This window comes from Pseudomonas zhanjiangensis (genome assembly GCF_041027545.1).
GTDB lineage: Bacteria > Pseudomonadota > Gammaproteobacteria > Pseudomonadales > Pseudomonadaceae > Aquipseudomonas > Aquipseudomonas zhanjiangensis.
Map to the genome: position 1 here is coordinate 1 of NZ_JBFTEG010000023.1, position 16,921 is coordinate 16,921.

Below are 16,921 nucleotides of genomic sequence, written 5' to 3' on the forward strand. Positions count from 1 at the left end.
GGCTCGACCGCGAGGGGTAAGACGGGCATGTTTATGCAGGTTCATTCGGGGCTCCTGGAAGGCTTGGTTGGTCGCACTTCCAGAATTCCGGGAATGCCCCGGATGAACAACCTACTGAGAGATCACAGCTAGTCGGCAAGGACTGGCAGACTGTTCATCTGCCCGCCCGCGCCGCGTACACTGGCGGCCCTTTTTCGAGAGCTCCGTGAATGCAGATTGCCCTGGCGCCCATGGAAGGCCTGGTCGACGAGATCCTGCGAGATGTGCTGACCCGGGTCGGCGGCATCGACTGGTGCGTGACCGAATTCATCCGGGTTACCGAGCGGGTGTTGCCGGCCTCGACCTATCAGAAGCTCGCACCCGAGCTGTTCAGCGCTGCGCGGACTGCGGCGGGCACGCCGCTGCGCGTGCAGTTCCTCGGCTCGGACCCGCAGTGCCTGGCGGACAACGCCGCCTTCGCCGCCACCTTGGGGGCGCCTGTGGTCGACCTCAACTTCGGCTGCCCGGCCAAGACGGTGAACAAGTCCCGTGGCGGTGCGGTGCTACTCAAGGAGCCGGAGCTGCTGCATGCCATCGTCCGCGAGGTGCGCCGTACCTTGCCGGGGCAAATACCGCTGACGGCGAAGATGCGTCTGGGCTTCGATAACAAGGACCAGGCCCTCGAGTGCGCGTTGGCGCTGGCAGAGGGCGGCGCCGCGCAGATCGTGGTGCACGCGCGGACCAAGGTCGAGGGCTACAAGCCTCCGGCCCACTGGGAGTGGGTGGCGCGGGTGCAGGAGGCGGTCGCGGTGCCGGTGTTCGCCAATGGCGAAGTCTGGACCCTGGACGACTGGCGACGCTGTCGCGAGGTCAGCGGCGTCGACAACATCATGCTCGGTCGTGGCTTGGTGGCGCGCCCGGACCTGGCCCGGCAGATTGCCGCGGCCCGCGCCGGCCAGATCGTCTCGCCCATGGAATGGGCCGAGCTGCGGCCCCTGCTCGGCGAGTTCTGGCTGCAGGCGCGGCGCAAGATGTCGCCGCGATACGCCCCCGGGCGGCTCAAGCAGTGGCTGGCGATGCTGCTGCGCAGCTACCCACAGGCGGCCGAGCTGTTCAACCTGCTGCGTCGCGAGAACGATTGCAGCCGCATCGATGCCTTGCTCGGGGTCGAAGTGCCGGAGCGGGTGTTGCTTGAGCGCCTTGCCGTCGCCTGAGCGTCTGCGGGCAGTCGTTGCCCGCGATGCCCTGCTCAGCGCCCGCCGCTGACATCCAGCAGGGCCCCGCTGGTATAGGAGGCCTGCTCGCCGGCCAGCCAGAGTATCGCCCGGGCCACTTCTTCTGCCTGGCCGCCGCGGCCCATGGGCACGCTCTGGCTGACTCGCGTGACCCGCGCCGGTTCGCCGCCGCTGGCGTGGATGTCGGTGTCGATCACGCCGGGGCGCACCGCGTTGACGCGGATGCCCTCGGCGGCCACCTCCTTGGCCAGGCCCAGGGTCAGGCTGTCGATGGCACCCTTGGCGGCGGCGTAGTCGATGTACTCGCCGGGCGCGCCGAGGCGCGCGGCCACCGACGACAGGTTGACGATGGCTCCGCCCCGGCCGCCGTGGCGGGTCGACAAGCGTTTGACCGCCTCGCGGGCGCAGAAGAAGCTGCCGAAGACATTGGCGGCGAACACCCGCTGCAGGCGACCGCCGTCCATCTGCTCCAGGCGCATCTGCTGCTCCAGCATGCCGGCGTTGTTGACCAGCACATCGAGGCGGCCGAAGTGCTGGTCGAGGCGGGCGAACAGTTGCAGCACCTGCTGCTCGTCGGCCACGTCGGCCTGCACCGCGATGGCCTGGCCGCCCGCGGCGACGATCTCGGCGACCAGGGCCTCGGCCGCGTCGCGCTGTCGTCGGTAGTTGAGGCACAAGGCATAGCCTTCGGCGGCGGCCAGCCTGGCGGTGGCGGCGCCGATGCCGCGGCTGGCGCCGGTGATCAGCATGACTTTGTTCATCGACTCGCTCCGGTGGCCGGGCGCCGGCTCGGCGAGGGCGCCCGTTGGCATCAGCTCCTGCGCGGGCGCTGGGGGGTATGGGCCAGCAGCGCGCGGAACTCCATCAGCGGCAGCGGCTTGCTGAACAGGTAGCCCTGGTACAGGTGGCAGCCCTGCTGCTCGAGGAAATCCAGTTGCTGCTGCTGCTCGACGCCTTCGGCGATCATCTCCAGGCCGAGGCTGCGCGCCATGGCGACGATGGCGCGGATGATCTCGGCATCGTTGGGGTCGGTGGTGGCGTCGCGGACGAACGACTGGTCGATCTTCAGCACGTCCACCGGCAGGCGCTTGAGGTAGGTCAGCGAGCTGTAGCCGGTGCCGAAATCGTCCATCGCGAAGCTCACCCCCAGTCGCTTCAAGCGGTTCATCTTGGCGATGGTGTCCTCGATGTTCTGGATGACGATGCCTTCGGTGATCTCCAGTTTGAGCATCGGCTTGGGCAGCAGGCTGTTGGTCAAGCTGCTCTCGACTCGATCGACAAAATCGTTCTGGCGAAACTGCCGCGGGCTGATATTGACGCACAGGCTGAAGTCGTCGGCGCGGATCAGCTTGTCGTCGAGCAACTGGGCGCAGACCTGGCAGGATTCGGCGAGCACCCAGCCACCAACGTCGAGGATCAGCCCGCTTTCCTCCAGGACGTGGATGAACAACGCCGGAGACTGGGGGCCCAGGGTCGGGTGCTGCCAGCGCAGCAGGGCCTCGGCCCCGATTACCTGGCCATTGCGGGCATCGACCTGCGGCTGGAAGTACAGTTCGAACTCGCCGCGTGCCAGCGCCAGGCGCATGTCGTTCTCCAGGCGCAGGCGTTCGCTGGCGGCCTCCTGCATGGTGCTGCGGAACAACTGAATGGCGTTGCGTCCCTGGTCCTTGGCGCGATACAGGGCGATGTCGGCGCGCTTGAGCAGGTCGGCCGGGGTGTCGCCGTGGTCGGGGATCAGGGCGATGCCGATGCTCGGGGTGACCTGCAGGCGATGGCCATCGAGCAGCATGGGCTCGGCCAGCAGCCGGCGCAGTTTTTCCGCGACGCCACGGGCCTGGCGGGTGACCTCCGAGCGCTTGCCTTCCAGGCCGGAAATCAGCACCACGAATTCGTCGCCGCCGAGGCGGGCGACGGTGTCCTCCTGGCGCACGCTGGCTTCCAGCCTGGCGGTGACCAGCTTGAGCACGCTGTCGCCGACCGGGTGGCCGAGCGAGTCGTTGATGTGCTTGAAATGGTCGAGGTCGAGAAACAGCAGGGCGCCGCGCAGGTCGTGGCGCTTGAGCAGGGCGATCTGCTGGGTCAGGCGGTCCATCAGCAGGGCGCGGTTGGGCAGGTTGGTCAGCGAGTCGTGGTAGGCCAGGTGCTGGATCTGCGCCTGGGCTTCCTTGAGTTGGCTGATGTCGCGCGCCGTCAGCAACAGGCAGTCGGTATCGTTCAGCTCGATCGGCTCGACCGAGACTTCCACCGTCTTGATCTGCCCGTCGCGGTGTTGGCCGAGCATTTCCTGATGCAGGATGCGGCCGTCGCGCCGCAGTGTGTCGAGCATCGCCTGGCGCTGCTCGGGCTTGGCCCAGATATTCAGTTCCAGGGAGGTTCGGCCGATCACATCTTCGGGATGATAGCCGGTGAGGCGGTAGAAACCCTCGTTGACCTCGATATAGCGGCCGCTGTCACGCTCGGTGATGGTGATGGCGTCGGGGCTGGAGTGAAACGCCTTGGCGAATTTCTCCTGGCTGGCCTTGAGTGCCGCCTCGGCCCGCAGCTGTTCGCTGATGTCGCGGAAGGTGCTGGTGATGCAGAGTTCGCGCTCGACGCGGATATAGCGGCTGGAGACCACGCAGCTCAGCTGCCTGCCTGATCGCGTGCGGAAGCAGGCGACTTCGCCGCTCAGCCCCTTGTCGCGGCTGAGCCGGTCGTAGAGCTCGCGACGTCGTTGCGGATCGACCCAGAAGTTCACCTCCGGGGCGCTGCGGCCGACGATTTCCTCGGGCGGCCAGCCGAAGGTTTCGCTGAAACCGGGGTTGACCTCGACAAACACGCCGTCACGAATGCGCGAGACGCAGATGGGGTCGGGGCTGGAGTTGAACAGGGTGGCGAACTTCTCCTCCGAGGCGGCCAGGCGCTGCTCGCGCACCACCTGTTCGCTGACGTCTCTGACGGTCCCGGTCATGCGCAGGGGTTGCCCGTACTCGTCGAGATACAGCTTGGCGGTGCTTTCCAGGTGATGGGTCTCGCCGTTGGCGGGGCGTGAACGGTAGGTCACCTGGAACAGCTGGCCATGGCCTTCGAGCAGCTCCCGGTATCTGTGCAGCAGGCGTCGCCGGTCTTCCTCGGGCACATGGCGGAGAAAGGCGTCGAACTCGCCGAAGTAGGCCTCGTCAGCCAGGCCGTGCAGGCTGGCGGCGCGCTCCGAGCCATGCAGCATGTTGCTCGGGATGTGCCAGTCCCAGGTGCCCAGATCGGCGGACTCCAGGGCCAGGGTCAGGCGCTCCTGGCTGTCCTTCAGGGCGCGTTCCTGGGCGCGCTGGCGAGTGACGTCGCGTACCGTCAGTACCAGGCAGGCGCGGCCATCGAACTCGAACTCGCCACCGAACAGCAGGTTGTCGCTGATGCTGCCGTCGCGGCTGCGCAGGCGTACTTCCAGGTCGCTCAGGCGACCCTGGTGCAGGGCGTCGAGCATCCTCTGGCGATCGTCGGGGTCGGCCCAGATCCCCAGTTCCAGGGACGTGTGGCCGATGGTTTCGGCGGCACTCCAGCCGAACTGACGCTCGAAGCTGGCGTTGACCTCGAGGAAGCAGCCGCTGTCCTTGGTGGTGATCACCACGGCGTCGGGGGTGTGCTGGAAGGCTTGCGAGAACTTCTGCTCGCTGCTGCGCAGCGCCGCCTCGTTGCGTTTGCGTTCGCTGGTGTCGAGGAAGGTCAGGAGGATATAGCCTTGCTCATCCAGTTCCAGGTACTGGCTGCTCAGCAAGCCGTCGAGGATGCGGCCGTTGCGGGCGCGCCACTGAACTTCCTGGACGATGGGCTCGCTTCTGGCGTCGGCGTGCTGGCGCAGCTGCTCACGCTGCTCGGGGTGTACCCAGAGGTTCAGCTCGAGCGTGCTGCGGCCAATGGTCTCGGCCGCCGGCCAGCCGAACTGTTGCTCGAAGTGACGGTTGGCCTCGGTGATCACGCTGTCGCTGAGGCGCTTGAGCAGCACCACGTCCGGGCTCAGGTGAAACAGGCTGGAAAAGCGTTTTTCGGAGCTGGTCAGTGCCTGGGCACGCTCTTCCTGCGCGGTGATATCGCGGATCACGCCGAACATGCAGGGGCGCCCGTCCTCGGCAGACTGCAAGCTGCCGCTGATCTCCAGCCAGTGCAGGCTGCCGTCTGCCCACTGGATGCGGTGGCGCAGGGCATGGCTGCCGGGCGTGCCGGCGAGGATGGACTGGAAGACCTGCTGGACCTTGGCCCGCTCCCCGGGAGGAATCATCTCGATATAGTCGACTCGGGTGCGCAGGGGCCTGCTCGGGTCCAGGCCGAACAGCGCCTGGGCGCCGCGTGACCAACTGACCCGGCCGCTGCTGACATCCCAGTACCAGGCGCCAAGCTTGGCGCCGTTCAGCGCGGCGAGCAGGTGTTGGGCGTCGTCCCAGGTGCGCTCGAATTCGGCAGGGTCGAGTGCTGGAATGAACGGAAATGGCGGATGTTGACTACCGGGTTCGGCCATGCGCGGCTCTGTCTGTGCGTGAAGGAGTGGTGCGGCCCTTGGGTTGGAGATCTGGCACGGGCATGCGGCCCCTCCTTTTTATGCTTATGAGGCTCACGTTAGCCGTTGCGCAGGCCCCAGTGCAAGGCTGTCGCGCTGGCCATCGAGCAGGGCCATGAAGGCCCGTGCGGCATTCGACAGGGTGCGCTCGGTATGCAGGATGTAGCCGAGCCGGCGCGACAGTTGGACGCCGGGCAATGGCAGCCGTGCCACCTGCTCGTCGAGCATGGTGCGCGGCAGTACGCTCCAGGCCAGGCCAATGGAGACCATCATCTTGATGGTTTCCAGGTAATTGGTGCTCATGGCGATGTTCGGCGTCAGCCCCTGGGCCTCGAACAGGCGCTGGACGATATGATGGGTGAAGGTGTTGCCGCCCGGAAACACCGCCGGATGACGCGCCACATCCGCCAGGCTGATGGTGTCACTGGCCGCCAGTGGATGCTCGGGGGCGGCGACGAAATCCAGGGGGTCATCCCACACGGTGACCGCGCGTACCGGTTCGCGGGTCTCCGGCGCCAGGGTGATCACAGCCAGTTCGGCGCGGCCGTGGAGGATCTCCTCGTAGGCCACTTCCGAATCGAGAAACTGGATGTCCAGTGCCACCTGGGGGTAGGTGCGGGTGAAGGCGCGCAACAGCGGCGGCAAGCGGTGCAGGCCGATATGGTGGCTGGTGGCCAGGGTCAGGCGACCGCTGACCTCGCCACTGAGGTTGTTCAGGGCGCGACGGGTGTCGTCCAGCACATTGAGAATCTGGTAGGCCCGTGGCAGCAGGGCGCGTCCGGCTTGGGTCAGGCCAACCTCGCGACCCAGGCGGTCGAACAGGCGCACCTCCAGTTGCTGCTCCAGGCTGGCGATACGCTTGCTGACGGCGGGCTGGGTCAGGTGCAGGCGTTCGGCGGCCTCGGAGAAGCTGCCGAGCTCGGCGATGGCAATAAAGGCATTGAGGGTTGCCAGGTCCATATTGCATTCCAGTTGGTTATCCAATGGATGAAAAATATGAATTTGAGTAATTCAATGCAAGTCCTTAGGATCAGCCCCATAAGCCGAGGGGCTATTCGCCCAGGCATAGAAACACGCTGATGAGGGATAAGCTGATGGCCGGCAAAACGCTCTACGACAAGCTCTGGGAAATGCACGAGGTGAAGCGCCGCGACGATGGTTCGTCGCTGATCTACATCGACCGGCATATCCTCCACGAAGTGACCTCGCCACAGGCCTTCGAGGGGCTGCGCCTGGCCGGACGCAAGCCCTGGCGCATCGACGCCAACATCGCCACCCCGGATCACAACGTGCCGACCACCCAGGCAGAGCGCCAGGGCGGCCTCGAGTCGATTGCCGATGAGGTGTCGCGCATCCAGGTACAGACCCTGGACGAGAACTGCGATGACTTCGGCATCCTCGAATTCAAGATGAACGACAGTCGTCAGGGCATCGTCCACGTGGTCGGCCCGGAGCAGGGCGCTACCCTGCCGGGCATGACCGTGGTCTGCGGCGACTCGCATACCTCCACCCATGGCGCCTTCGGCGCCCTGGCCCACGGCATCGGCACCTCCGAGGTCGAGCACGTGCTCGCCACCCAGTGCCTGGTGGCCAAGAAGATGAAGAACATGCAGGTGCGCGTGGAGGGCCAGCTGCCCTTCGGCGTGACCGCCAAGGACATCGTCCTCGCCGTGATCGGCAAGATCGGCACCGCCGGGGGTAATGGCCATGCCCTGGAGTTCGCCGGCAGCGCCATTCGCGACCTGTCCCTGGAAGGCCGCATGACCATCTGCAACATGTCGATCGAGGCGGGCGCCCGGGTCGGCCTGGTGGCGGTGGACGAGAAGACCATCGCCTACGTAGAGGGCCGTCCCTTCGCGCCCAAGGGTGCCGATTGGGGCAAGGCCGTGGCGCAGTGGCGTGGCCTGGTGTCGGATGAAGATGCCGTGTTCGACACCGTCGTCGAGTTGCGTGCCGAAGACATCAAGCCGCAGGTCAGCTGGGGCACTTCGCCGGAGATGGTTCTGGCCGTCGACCAGAAGGTGCCGGATCCGGCTGCCGAAGCCGACCCGGTCAAGCGCGACTCCATAGTGCGTGCCCTCAAATACATGGGGCTGACGGCCAATCAGGCGATCACCGATATCCAGCTGGACCGTGTGTTCATCGGCTCCTGCACCAACTCGCGGATCGAAGACCTGCGCGCCGCCGCCGAGGTGGCGAAGGGGCGCAAGGTCGCCGCGACCATCAAGCAGGCCCTGGTGGTGCCAGGCTCCGGTCTGGTCAAGGCGCAAGCCGAGGCCGAGGGGCTGGACAAGGTGTTTATCGAGGCCGGTTTCGAATGGCGCGAGCCGGGCTGCTCCATGTGCCTGGCGATGAACCCCGACAAGCTGGGCAGTGGCGAGCATTGCGCCTCCACCTCCAACCGCAACTTCGAGGGGCGCCAGGGCGCCGGCGGGCGCACCCACCTGGTCAGCCCGGCCATGGCCGCGGCTGCCGCGGTGACTGGCCACTTCGTCGATGTGCGTGAACTGATCCAGCCTTAAGGAGACCGACCATGAAAGCCTTTACCCAGCACACCGGTCTGGTCGCGCCGCTCGATCGGGCCAATGTCGACACCGACCAGATCATTCCCAAGCAGTTCCTGAAGTCGATCAAGCGCAGCGGTTTCGGCCCCAACCTGTTCGACGAGTGGCGTTACCTGGATGTCGGCCAGCCGAATCAGGACTGCTCGACGCGGCCGATCAACCCGGACTTCGTGCTGAACTTCCCGCGCTATCAGGGCGCCAGCGTGTTGCTGGCACGGGAGAACTTCGGTTGCGGCTCGAGTCGCGAGCACGCGCCCTGGGCGCTGGATGAGTACGGCTTTCGCGCGGTGATCGCGCCGAGCTTCGCCGATATCTTCTTCAACAACAGCTTCAAGAATGGCCTGCTGCCGATCATCCTCGGCGAAAGCGATGTCGATGAACTGTTCCAGCAGTGTGAGGCCGAAGAGGGTTACCAGCTGACCGTCGACCTGGCGGCGCAAACCGTGACTCGCCCGGATGGCAAGCAGTACCGCTTCGAAGTCGATGCCTTCCGCAAGCACTGCCTGCTCAATGGTCTGGATGACATCGGCCTGACCCTGCAGGACCAGGCGGCGATCAAGGCGTTCGAGGCCAAACACCAGCAGAGCAGCCCCTGGCTGTTCGGCGCGATCAAGTAATCAAGGACATTTCATGAGCAAGCAGATTCTGGTTCTTCCTGGCGACGGCATCGGTCCGGAGATCATGGCCGAGGCGGTCAAGGTGCTGCGCTTGGCCAATGACAAGTACGACCTGGGCATCGAGTTGTCGTTCGATGAGCTGGGCGGCGCCGCGGTGGACAAGTACGGCGTACCCCTGGCCGACGAGACCCTGGAGCGCGCCCGCTCTGCCGATGCCGTGCTGCTCGGCGCCGTCGGCGGGCCCAAGTGGGACAAGATCGACCCGGCCCTGCGCCCGGAACGCGGCCTGCTGAAGATCCGCTCGCAGCTGGGCCTGTTCGCCAACCTGCGTCCGGCCATTCTCTACCCGCAGCTCGCCGATGCCTCTTCGCTGAAGCCGGAGGTGGTCGCCGGTCTGGACATTCTCATCGTTCGCGAACTGACCGGTGGCATCTACTTCGGTCAGCCGCGCGAGAGCAAGCTGCTGGAAAACGGCGAGCGCATGGCCTACGACACCCTGCCATACAGCGAGAGCGAAATCCGCCGTATCGCCCGGGTCGGTTTCGACATGGCTCGCGTGCGCGGCAAGAAACTGTGCTCGGTGGACAAGGCCAATGTGCTGGCCTCCAGCCAATTGTGGCGCGCCGTGGTCGAAGAAGTGGCCAAGGACTACCCGGACGTCGAGCTCAGCCACATGTACGTGGACAACGCGGCCATGCAGCTGGTGCGCGCGCCCAAGCAATTCGACGTGATGGTCACCGACAATATGTTCGGTGACATTCTGTCGGATGAGGCTTCCATGCTCACCGGTTCCATTGGCATGCTGCCTTCAGCGTCCCTGGATGCCAACAACAAGGGCATGTACGAGCCCTGTCACGGCAGCGCCCCGGATATCGCCGGGCAAGGCATCGCCAACCCATTGGCGACCATCCTCTCGGTGTCGATGATGCTGCGCTACAGCTTCAATCAGGGCCAGGCCGCCGATGCCATCGAGCAGGCGGTGAGCAAGGTGCTCGATCAGGGCCTGCGCACCGGCGACATCCATTCGGCCGGTACGACCAAGGTCGGTACGGCGGCCATGGGTGATGCGGTAGTCGAAGCACTGCGTAGTCTGTAATCTCTCGGATCCGCCGGGGCGGTTCCGGCGGTCTGTTCATATAGGTGTAGTCGTTATGAAACGTGTAGGTCTGATCGGTTGGCGTGGCATGGTCGGTTCCGTGCTGATGCAGCGCATGCTGGAAGAGCAGGATTTCGACTTGATCGAACCGGTGTTCTTCACCACTTCCAATGTGGGTGGTCAGGGCCCGGCCATCGGCAAGGACATCGCCCCGCTGAAGGACGCTTACAGCATCGATGAGCTCAAGGGCCTGGATGTGATCCTGACCTGTCAGGGTGGCGACTACACCAGCGAAGTCTTCCCCAAGCTGCGTGAGGCGGGCTGGCAGGGCTACTGGATCGACGCCGCGTCCTCGCTGCGCATGGCCGATGACGCGGTCATCGTGCTGGACCCGGTCAACCGCAAGGTGATCGACCAGTCCCTCGATGCCGGCATGAAGAACTACATCGGCGGCAACTGCACCGTGAGCCTGATGCTGATGGCGCTGGGCGGTCTGTACGAAGCCGGCCTGGTCGAGTGGATGAGCGCCATGACCTATCAGGCGGCCAGCGGCGCCGGGGCGCAGAACATGCGCGAGCTGATCAAGCAGATGGGTGCGATCAATGGCGCGGTCGCCGATGACCTGGCCAATCCGGCCAGCGCCATTCTCGACATCGATCGCAAGGTGGCCGAGGCCATGCGCGGCGATGCCTTCCCGGTGGACAATTTTGGCGTGCCGCTGGCCGGCAGCCTGATTCCCTATATCGACAAGGAACTGCCCAATGGGCAGAGCCGTGAAGAATGGAAGGCACAGGCAGAGACCAACAAGATCCTCGGTCGCTTCAAGAGCCCGATCCCGGTCGATGGCATCTGCGTGCGCATCGGTGCCATGCGCTGCCACAGCCAGGCGCTGACCATCAAGCTGAACAAGGATGTGCCGCTGTCCGACCTCGAAGGCCTGATCAGTCAGCACAACCCCTGGGTCAAGCTGGTGCCGAATCAACGCGAGGCGAGCATCCGCGAACTGGGCCCGACCGCCGTCACCGGCACCCTGAGCGTACCGGTGGGGCGTCTGCGCAAGTTGAACATGGGCTCGCAGTACCTGGGTGCCTTCACCGTTGGCGACCAGCTGTTGTGGGGGGCGGCCGAGCCGCTGCGGCGCATGTTGCGGATCCTGCTGGAGCGTTAAGGGCGAGCGGCCGGTTGCGATCGGTTGCGGGCTTGAGTAGAAGAAGGGGCGGGCTGTGCCGGTGTCGGGTGTTTTCCCCGATCGCCGGTCGGCTCGCTCCTTTGCATTTGTGGGGTCGCGCTATACAGTGCGGACCTTGTTTGAGTCAGAAGCGATGAGATGACCCGAAGTTTCGATATTGCCGTGATTGGCGCAACTGGCAGCGTTGGCGAGAGCCTGGTGCAATTGCTCGAGGAGCGCATCCTGCCGGTTGGCAGTCTGCATCTGCTTGCCGGTAGCGAGTCGGTGGGGCAGTCGCTGGCATTCAGGGGCAAGACGCTGCGCGTGCGGCCGCTGGAGTCCTTCGATTTCGGCAGCGTTCAGTTGGCCTTCTTCGCCGCAGGCGCAGCGGTGACCCGTGAGTACGCCGAGCGAGTGAGTGCCGCTGGTTGCGCGTTGATCGATCTGGCCGCGGCCTTGCCGTCCTCCCTGGCGCCGCGGGTGGTGCCGGAGGTCAATGCACAGGTCCTGGCTGGGCTGGCCGCACCCTACCGGCTGACCAGTCCGAGTGCGCCGGCGGTTGCCGTGGCGCTGGTGCTGGCGGCGTTGCGGCCGCAGCTGCAGGTGAAGCATCTGACGCTCACCGCGTGCATGGCCGTGTCCAGTCGGGGGCGTGAGGGGGTGTCCGAGTTGGCGCGGCAAACCGCCGAGTTGCTCAATGCTCGCCCGCTTGAGCCGCGTCTGTTCGACCGGCAGATCGCGTTCAATCTGCTGGCCCAGGTCGATACGCCCGATGCTACCGGTCACGGTGCGCTGGAGCGGCGTCTGGCCGGCGAGCTGAAGGAGTTGCTCGAGGCGCCGAGCCTGGCGGTTTCGGCTACCTGCGTGCAGGCGCCGGTGTTTTTTGGCGACAGCCTCAGCCTATCGCTGCTGGCCAATGCTGCCGTCGATCTACCGGCTGTTTGCGCAGCATTGCAGGCGGCGCCCGGGATCGAATATGTTGAGCCTGGCGATTATCCTACGGCGGTCGGTGATGCGCTCGGCCAGGACGAGGTCTATGTGGGCCGGGTTCGCGGCGGCCTGGATGAGCCGGCGGAACTGAATTTGTGGATTGCGTCTGATAATGCAAGAAAAGGCGCTGCCCTGAACGCTGTGCAGTTGGCCGAGTTGTTGATAAAACACTATCTGTAAAAGATACTTACCCTGAAATTTGAAGAATCTTTCGAGCTTGGCAATACTGGCTCAGTTGATTGCTGCATGGGGAGCCGCCTTCTTGGGGATGCAGGCAGCAATCATCACGTCCCCTCGCATGCCGAGAAAAAAGATAAAACAAGGGAAAACGCTATGGTTCGGGTTCGCAAACTGGTGCTGGCAATCGCAGCTGCTTCGGCACTGTCCTCGGGTATGGCGCATGCGCTAGGTCTGGGTGAGGTGACCCTGCAGTCGGCGCTGAATCAGCCCCTGGTGGCTGAAATCGAATTGCTCGAGGTGCGTGACCTGGGCTCCGATGAGGTGCTGCCGAACCTGGCCTCTCCCGATGAGTTCACCAAGGCTGGCGTCGATCGCCAGTACTTTCTCACCGACCTGAAGTTCACTCCGATACTCAAGCCCAACGGCAAGAGCGTCATCCGCGTGACTTCGAGCAAGCCGGTGCGCGAACCCTATCTGAACTTCCTGGTCGAGGTGCTGTGGCCGAGCGGGCGTCTGCTGCGCGAGTACACGCTGCTGCTCGATCCGCCACTCTATTCGCCGCAGGCGGTTACCGCTGTCGCGCCGGCGACGTCGGCGGCCGCGCCGGTGGTCCGTGCACCCGCTGCGCCGGTTGCGCCTGCGAGTGTTCCATCGTCATCGACTGCGGCGGCGTCGAGTGCGCCGCTGGGCGAGCAATACAAGACCAGCGCCAACGATACGCTCTGGGAGATCGCCCAGCGTGTGCGCGGCAGCGGCAGTGTAAATCAGGCCATGCTGGCCATTCAGGACCTCAATCCGCAGGCCTTTATCGATGGCAACATCAATCGGTTGAAGCGTGGGCAGGTCCTGCGTCTGCCGGACGCACAGCAGATCGCGCGCCGCACCCGTGAGGAGGCAATTGCCCAGGTTGCCGCACAGAATGCCAGCTGGCGCGAGGCGCGTGGGCTTGCAAGTGCTCGTCAGCTGGATGCGACCAAACGCAGTGTGGCGGGTGCCGCGCCGGCCGAGGTCAAGGCTCAAGACAGCCTCAAGCTGGTGGCCGCCGACGCCGGTAAGGCCACTAGCGGTAGCGAAAAAGGCTCTGCCGATAGCAAGGCACTGGCTGACAAGCTGGCCGTGACCCAGGAAAGTCTCGACTCGACCCGTCGTGAAAACGACGAGCTGAAGAGCCGCATGGGCGATCTGCAAGGGCAGCTCGACAAACTGCAGCGGCTGATTCAGCTCAAGGACGATCAGCTGGCCAAATTGCAGGTCGATCTGGCTGCGCAGGAGCAGGTCCCGGTGGCGCCTGCTGCTAGCGAATCCGCGGCAGCGACCACAGCCGCGCCGGTGGTGGTCGAGGAAGCGACAGGAGCCAGTGAGACGGTTGAACAGACTGACTTCAACTACAGCGAGGAAGTGGCGCAGAAACCGGCTGCCACCGAGGCTGCTCAGCCGCCAGTTGCCGAGCAACCGGCGGCGCCAGTCAAGCCTGCGGAGCCGGCGGCGAAGGCACCGGTTGCTGCGCCTGCGCCAGCGGTCAGCCAGCCGGCAGAGACGAGCTTGGTCGACGATTTGTTGGCTAATCCCATGCTTCTGGGGGTTGCCGGCGGCGGGGCGCTCCTGTTGGTACTGGTTGGCCTGATGATGCTGTCCCGGCGCAACGCGCTCAAGGAGGCCGAACTGCAGGAAGGGCTGGTCGCGGAGGCGACCCAGGCAGATTTCGACGCCGACATGCAACTACAACCCGATAGCTTTGAAGGCTTGTCGACCGAAGGCGATGAGACCCCGGCCTCTGCCAATGAGGGCCGGGTCACTGCGCAGACCGGTGATGCCCTGGGCGAGGCCGATATCTATATCGCCTATGGCCGATTCAATCAGGCTGCCGAGTTGCTGCAGAATGCCATCAACGACGAGCCGCACCGCGGCGACCTGCGTGTGAAGTTGATGGAGGTTCAGGCCGAGCTGGGTGATCGCGAAGGTTTTGCTCGTCAGGAGGCCGAACTGCGTGAGATCGGCGGTGCCGCGGCACAGGTCGAGCAGCTCAAGGCCAAATACCCGGCCATGGTCGGGCTGGCGATGGCCGGTACGGCGGCTGCCGCCGTAGAAGACGATATGGGTGGTTTCAGTCTGGATGACCTGGGTCTCGACGATGCGCCCGAGCATGCCAAGGCGGGAGCGGAGGATAGCGATGACGCATTCGACCTGAGCCTCGATGAGTTGGAGTCGGAATTGGATCGCGACCTGCCGTCCAGTGCGGCGAGCGCATCCGAGGAAGAGCTGGACACGCTGTCGCTCGACGACGATTTCGAGCTGGATGAGGTCGTGGGGCAGGGCATGAGCAAGGATGATGAGCTGGAGTTCGAGCTCAGCCTTGATGAGGGAGCCGAAGATCGCCCGGCAGCGAGTGATGAACTGGCCGGCTTCGACCTGATGTCCGCCTCCGAGGAGGCGCCGGCTGTGAGTGATGAGGATGAGTTTCTGTTGAGCCTGGATGACGAGGCGGAAGAAGCGCTGCCTGGCGGCGAACTGGCGGAGTCGAGTTTCGAATTGACCGACGAAGAGGTCAAGGCAGCAGCAGAGGACAATGCATTCGATCTGCCGATGGACTTCGATCTGTCACTCAGTGAGGAGGCCCCGGCCGAATCCACGGAAGGCAGCTTCGCGGCCCAGCTGGAAGAGGTGAGTGCCGAACTGGATCAGCTGTCGAGCGATCTGGAGCCGGCCACGCCGGACCTCGAAGTCGATGAGCCCGAGGCGGCCGCTGAGCCGGCGCTGGGGGGCATGGACCTCGAAGGCGATGATGACTTCGACTTTCTTGCCGGGACCGACGAGGCCGCCACCAAGCTCGATCTGGCGCGCGCCTATATCGACATGGGCGATGCCGAGGGGGCTCGCGATATCCTCGACGAAGTGGTCGTCGAAGGTAGTGAGGATCAACAGCAGGAAGCGCGCGAGTTGATCGCTAAATTGGTTTGATACATGTCTGATGCACGACCTGCAGCGGCAGCCGAATTGGCTGCCGTTGGCATTTTCAAAGTGGCTCTTGGTGTCGAATACAAGGGTTCGCGGTATCGCGGTTTTCAGCGCCAGCGTGCTGGCGTGCCGTCGATTCAGGAAGCGTTGGAGAAAGCCTTGGCCAAGGTGGCTGGCGGGGTTCCCGTGACTTTGAGCTGTGCCGGGCGCACCGATGCCCTGGTGCATGCCAGCGCCCAGGTGGTGCATTTCGATACGCCGGTCGAGCGCTCCATGCATGCCTGGGTCATGGGCGCCAACATGAACCTGCCCGGTGATATCAGCGTGACCTGGGCCAAGCTGATGCCGGCGCATTTCGATGCGCGTTTCTGTGCCATGGCTCGCCGCTACCGCTATGTCATCTACAATGACCAGATTCGTCCGGCGCATATGGCCGAGGAGGTTACCTGGAACCACCGGCCGCTGGATGTGGCGCGGATGCGTCAGGCGGCAGAGTCATTGGTTGGTACCCACGATTTCAGCGCCTTCCGCGCGCGCCAATGCCAGGCCAAATCGCCAATCAAGACCGTTCACCACCTGCACCTGCTCGAGCATGGCCGCTTTATCGTGCTGGATATTCGCGCCAATGCCTTCCTGCACCATATGGTGCGCAATATCGCCGGGGTGCTGATGGCGATCGGTGCCGGTGAGCGCCCGGTAGAGTGGGCGCGGGAGGTGCTGGAGACACGGGTGCGCCGCACTGGTGGAGTTACCGCCCACCCTTATGGTCTTTACCTGGTGCAAGTCGACTACCCCGAGGAGTTCGACTTGCCCAGACGCTACCTTGGGCCACACTTTCTCTCCGGGCTGCCGGATGTGGCGGCTGACGCCTAGAATACCTTTTGCTACCATCGATGTTTTCTAAGGGTGCACGCCAGTTGTCAGTCGTTCGCTGCAAGATCTGTGGGATTACTCGCGTAGAGGATGCACTGGCCGCAGCCGCGGCGGGTGCCGACGCGATCGGCCTGGTGTTCTACGCCAAGAGTCCGCGCGCTGTGAGTGTGCGTCAGGCGCAGGCGATCATCGCCGCGCTGCCACCGTTCGTGAGCACGGTTGGCTTGTTCGTCGATATGCCGCGCAGGGAGCTCGAGGGACTGCTCGATGTGCTCCCGCTGGACCTGCTGCAGTTTCACGGTGATGAATCACCGGCCGACTGCGTGGGTTACCCCCGTCCCTATATCAAGGCATTGCGGGTCAGGCCCGGTGACGATATTGCCGCCCGGGTGAAGCTCTATGGCGGTGCGGCAGGAGTCCTGCTTGACACCTACGTATCCGGTATTCCCGGAGGGACGGGCGAGGCATTCGACTGGTCGCTGGTGCCGGCGGATCTAAGCAAGCCCATTATCCTTGCCGGAGGCCTGACGCCAGGCAATGTCCAGGCGGCGATCGGGCAGGTGCGACCCTTTGCGGTCGATGTCAGTGGGGGCGTCGAGGCGAGCAAGGGTATCAAGGACGCCGACAAGATTCGGGCGTTCATGCAGGCCGTCAGGGCTGCGTGAGCGCCAAATGCAGGGCGATGTGACGGCGCTGCCGGCTTGGCCGTCCATAACCCCTGAGCGCCTATGGTGGC

The 16,921-nt window shown here is 64.6% G+C and carries 12 protein-coding genes; 9 read left to right on the plus strand and 3 right to left on the minus strand.

Annotation, left to right across the window (positions count from 1 at the left end; translation table 11 throughout):
- The first annotated feature begins 209 nt into the window (after positions 1–209).
- Entirely contained in the window at positions 210–1,193 is a 984-nt protein-coding gene (locus AB5S05_RS19750) for a tRNA dihydrouridine synthase (protein WP_369289238.1), read from the plus strand.
- A 35-nt stretch (positions 1,194–1,228) separates the two neighbouring features.
- Here AB5S05_RS19750 and AB5S05_RS19755 read toward each other — a convergent pair whose 3' ends face one another.
- From AB5S05_RS19755 to AB5S05_RS19765, 3 genes are all read right to left on the minus strand, one after another.
- A complete protein-coding gene (locus AB5S05_RS19755; protein ID WP_369289239.1) occupies positions 1,229–1,975 on the minus strand; it encodes an SDR family oxidoreductase in 747 nt (248 codons plus the stop codon).
- A gap of 50 nt (positions 1,976–2,025) precedes the next feature.
- Positions 2,026–5,703, minus strand: a complete 3,678-nt coding sequence (locus AB5S05_RS19760; protein ID WP_369289240.1) for a PAS domain S-box protein — start codon at positions 5,701–5,703, stop codon at positions 2,026–2,028.
- Positions 5,704–5,796: 93 nt separating this feature from the next.
- A complete protein-coding gene (locus AB5S05_RS19765) occupies positions 5,797–6,702 on the minus strand; it encodes a LysR family transcriptional regulator (protein WP_369289241.1) in 906 nt (301 codons plus the stop codon).
- A gap of 134 nt (positions 6,703–6,836) precedes the next feature.
- Here AB5S05_RS19765 and leuC point away from each other — a divergent pair, with 134 nt between their 5' ends.
- The 8 genes from leuC to AB5S05_RS19805 all read left to right on the plus strand — a co-directional run bounded on the left by leuC (position 6,837) and on the right by AB5S05_RS19805 (position 16,850).
- On the plus strand, positions 6,837–8,264 hold the full coding sequence (gene leuC / locus AB5S05_RS19770) for a 3-isopropylmalate dehydratase large subunit (protein ID WP_369289242.1): 1,428 nt from the start codon (positions 6,837–6,839) through the stop codon (positions 8,262–8,264).
- Between the two features lie 11 nt (positions 8,265–8,275).
- On the plus strand, positions 8,276–8,923 hold the full coding sequence (leuD, locus tag AB5S05_RS19775; RefSeq protein ID WP_369289243.1) for a 3-isopropylmalate dehydratase small subunit: 648 nt from the start codon (positions 8,276–8,278) through the stop codon (positions 8,921–8,923).
- Positions 8,924–8,936: 13 nt separating this feature from the next.
- Positions 8,937–10,019, plus strand: a complete 1,083-nt coding sequence (leuB, locus tag AB5S05_RS19780; protein ID WP_369289244.1) for a 3-isopropylmalate dehydrogenase — start codon at positions 8,937–8,939, stop codon at positions 10,017–10,019.
- A gap of 55 nt (positions 10,020–10,074) precedes the next feature.
- Positions 10,075–11,187 (plus strand): aspartate-semialdehyde dehydrogenase, encoded by a 1,113-nt coding sequence (gene asd, locus AB5S05_RS19785; RefSeq protein ID WP_369289245.1) that lies wholly within the window; start codon positions 10,075–10,077, stop codon positions 11,185–11,187.
- A gap of 159 nt (positions 11,188–11,346) precedes the next feature.
- Positions 11,347–12,357 carry an aspartate-semialdehyde dehydrogenase gene (locus tag AB5S05_RS19790; RefSeq protein ID WP_369289246.1) on the plus strand — a complete coding sequence of 337 codons (1,011 nt, stop codon included), beginning with the start codon at positions 11,347–11,349 and terminating at the stop codon, positions 12,355–12,357.
- 153 nt (positions 12,358–12,510) lie between these two features.
- A complete protein-coding gene (locus tag AB5S05_RS19795) occupies positions 12,511–15,315 on the plus strand; it encodes a motility hub landmark protein FimV (protein ID WP_369289247.1) in 2,805 nt (934 codons plus the stop codon).
- Positions 15,316–15,318: 3 nt separating this feature from the next.
- A complete protein-coding gene (gene truA / locus AB5S05_RS19800) occupies positions 15,319–16,185 on the plus strand; it encodes a tRNA pseudouridine(38-40) synthase TruA (RefSeq protein ID WP_369289248.1) in 867 nt (288 codons plus the stop codon).
- 44 nt (positions 16,186–16,229) lie between these two features.
- The gene (locus AB5S05_RS19805) at positions 16,230–16,850 is read left to right on the plus strand and encodes a phosphoribosylanthranilate isomerase (protein WP_369289249.1); all 621 of its coding nucleotides are present in this window, start codon (positions 16,230–16,232) and stop codon (positions 16,848–16,850) included.
- Positions 16,851–16,921 lie beyond the last annotated feature (71 nt).

Excerpts from the sequence above, each read along its gene's own strand:
- AB5S05_RS19750 (WP_369289238.1), top strand. The coding sequence starts at position 210 with ATGCAGATTGCCCTGGCGCCCATGGAAGGCCTGGTCGACGAGATCCTG.
- AB5S05_RS19755 (WP_369289239.1), bottom strand. The coding sequence starts at position 1,975 with ATGAACAAAGTCATGCTGATCACCGGCGCCAGCCGCGGCATCGGCGCC.
- AB5S05_RS19760 (WP_369289240.1), bottom strand. The coding sequence starts at position 5,703 with ATGGCCGAACCCGGTAGTCAACATCCGCCATTTCCGTTCATTCCAGCA.
- AB5S05_RS19765 (WP_369289241.1), bottom strand. The coding sequence starts at position 6,702 with ATGGACCTGGCAACCCTCAATGCCTTTATTGCCATCGCCGAGCTCGGC.
- leuC (WP_369289242.1), top strand. The coding sequence starts at position 6,837 with ATGGCCGGCAAAACGCTCTACGACAAGCTCTGGGAAATGCACGAGGTG.
- leuD (WP_369289243.1), top strand. The coding sequence starts at position 8,276 with ATGAAAGCCTTTACCCAGCACACCGGTCTGGTCGCGCCGCTCGATCGG.
- leuB (WP_369289244.1), top strand. The coding sequence starts at position 8,937 with ATGAGCAAGCAGATTCTGGTTCTTCCTGGCGACGGCATCGGTCCGGAG.
- asd (WP_369289245.1), top strand. The coding sequence starts at position 10,075 with ATGAAACGTGTAGGTCTGATCGGTTGGCGTGGCATGGTCGGTTCCGTG.
- AB5S05_RS19790 (WP_369289246.1), top strand. The coding sequence starts at position 11,347 with ATGACCCGAAGTTTCGATATTGCCGTGATTGGCGCAACTGGCAGCGTT.
- AB5S05_RS19795 (WP_369289247.1), top strand. The coding sequence starts at position 12,511 with ATGGTTCGGGTTCGCAAACTGGTGCTGGCAATCGCAGCTGCTTCGGCA.
- truA (WP_369289248.1), top strand. The coding sequence starts at position 15,319 with ATGTCTGATGCACGACCTGCAGCGGCAGCCGAATTGGCTGCCGTTGGC.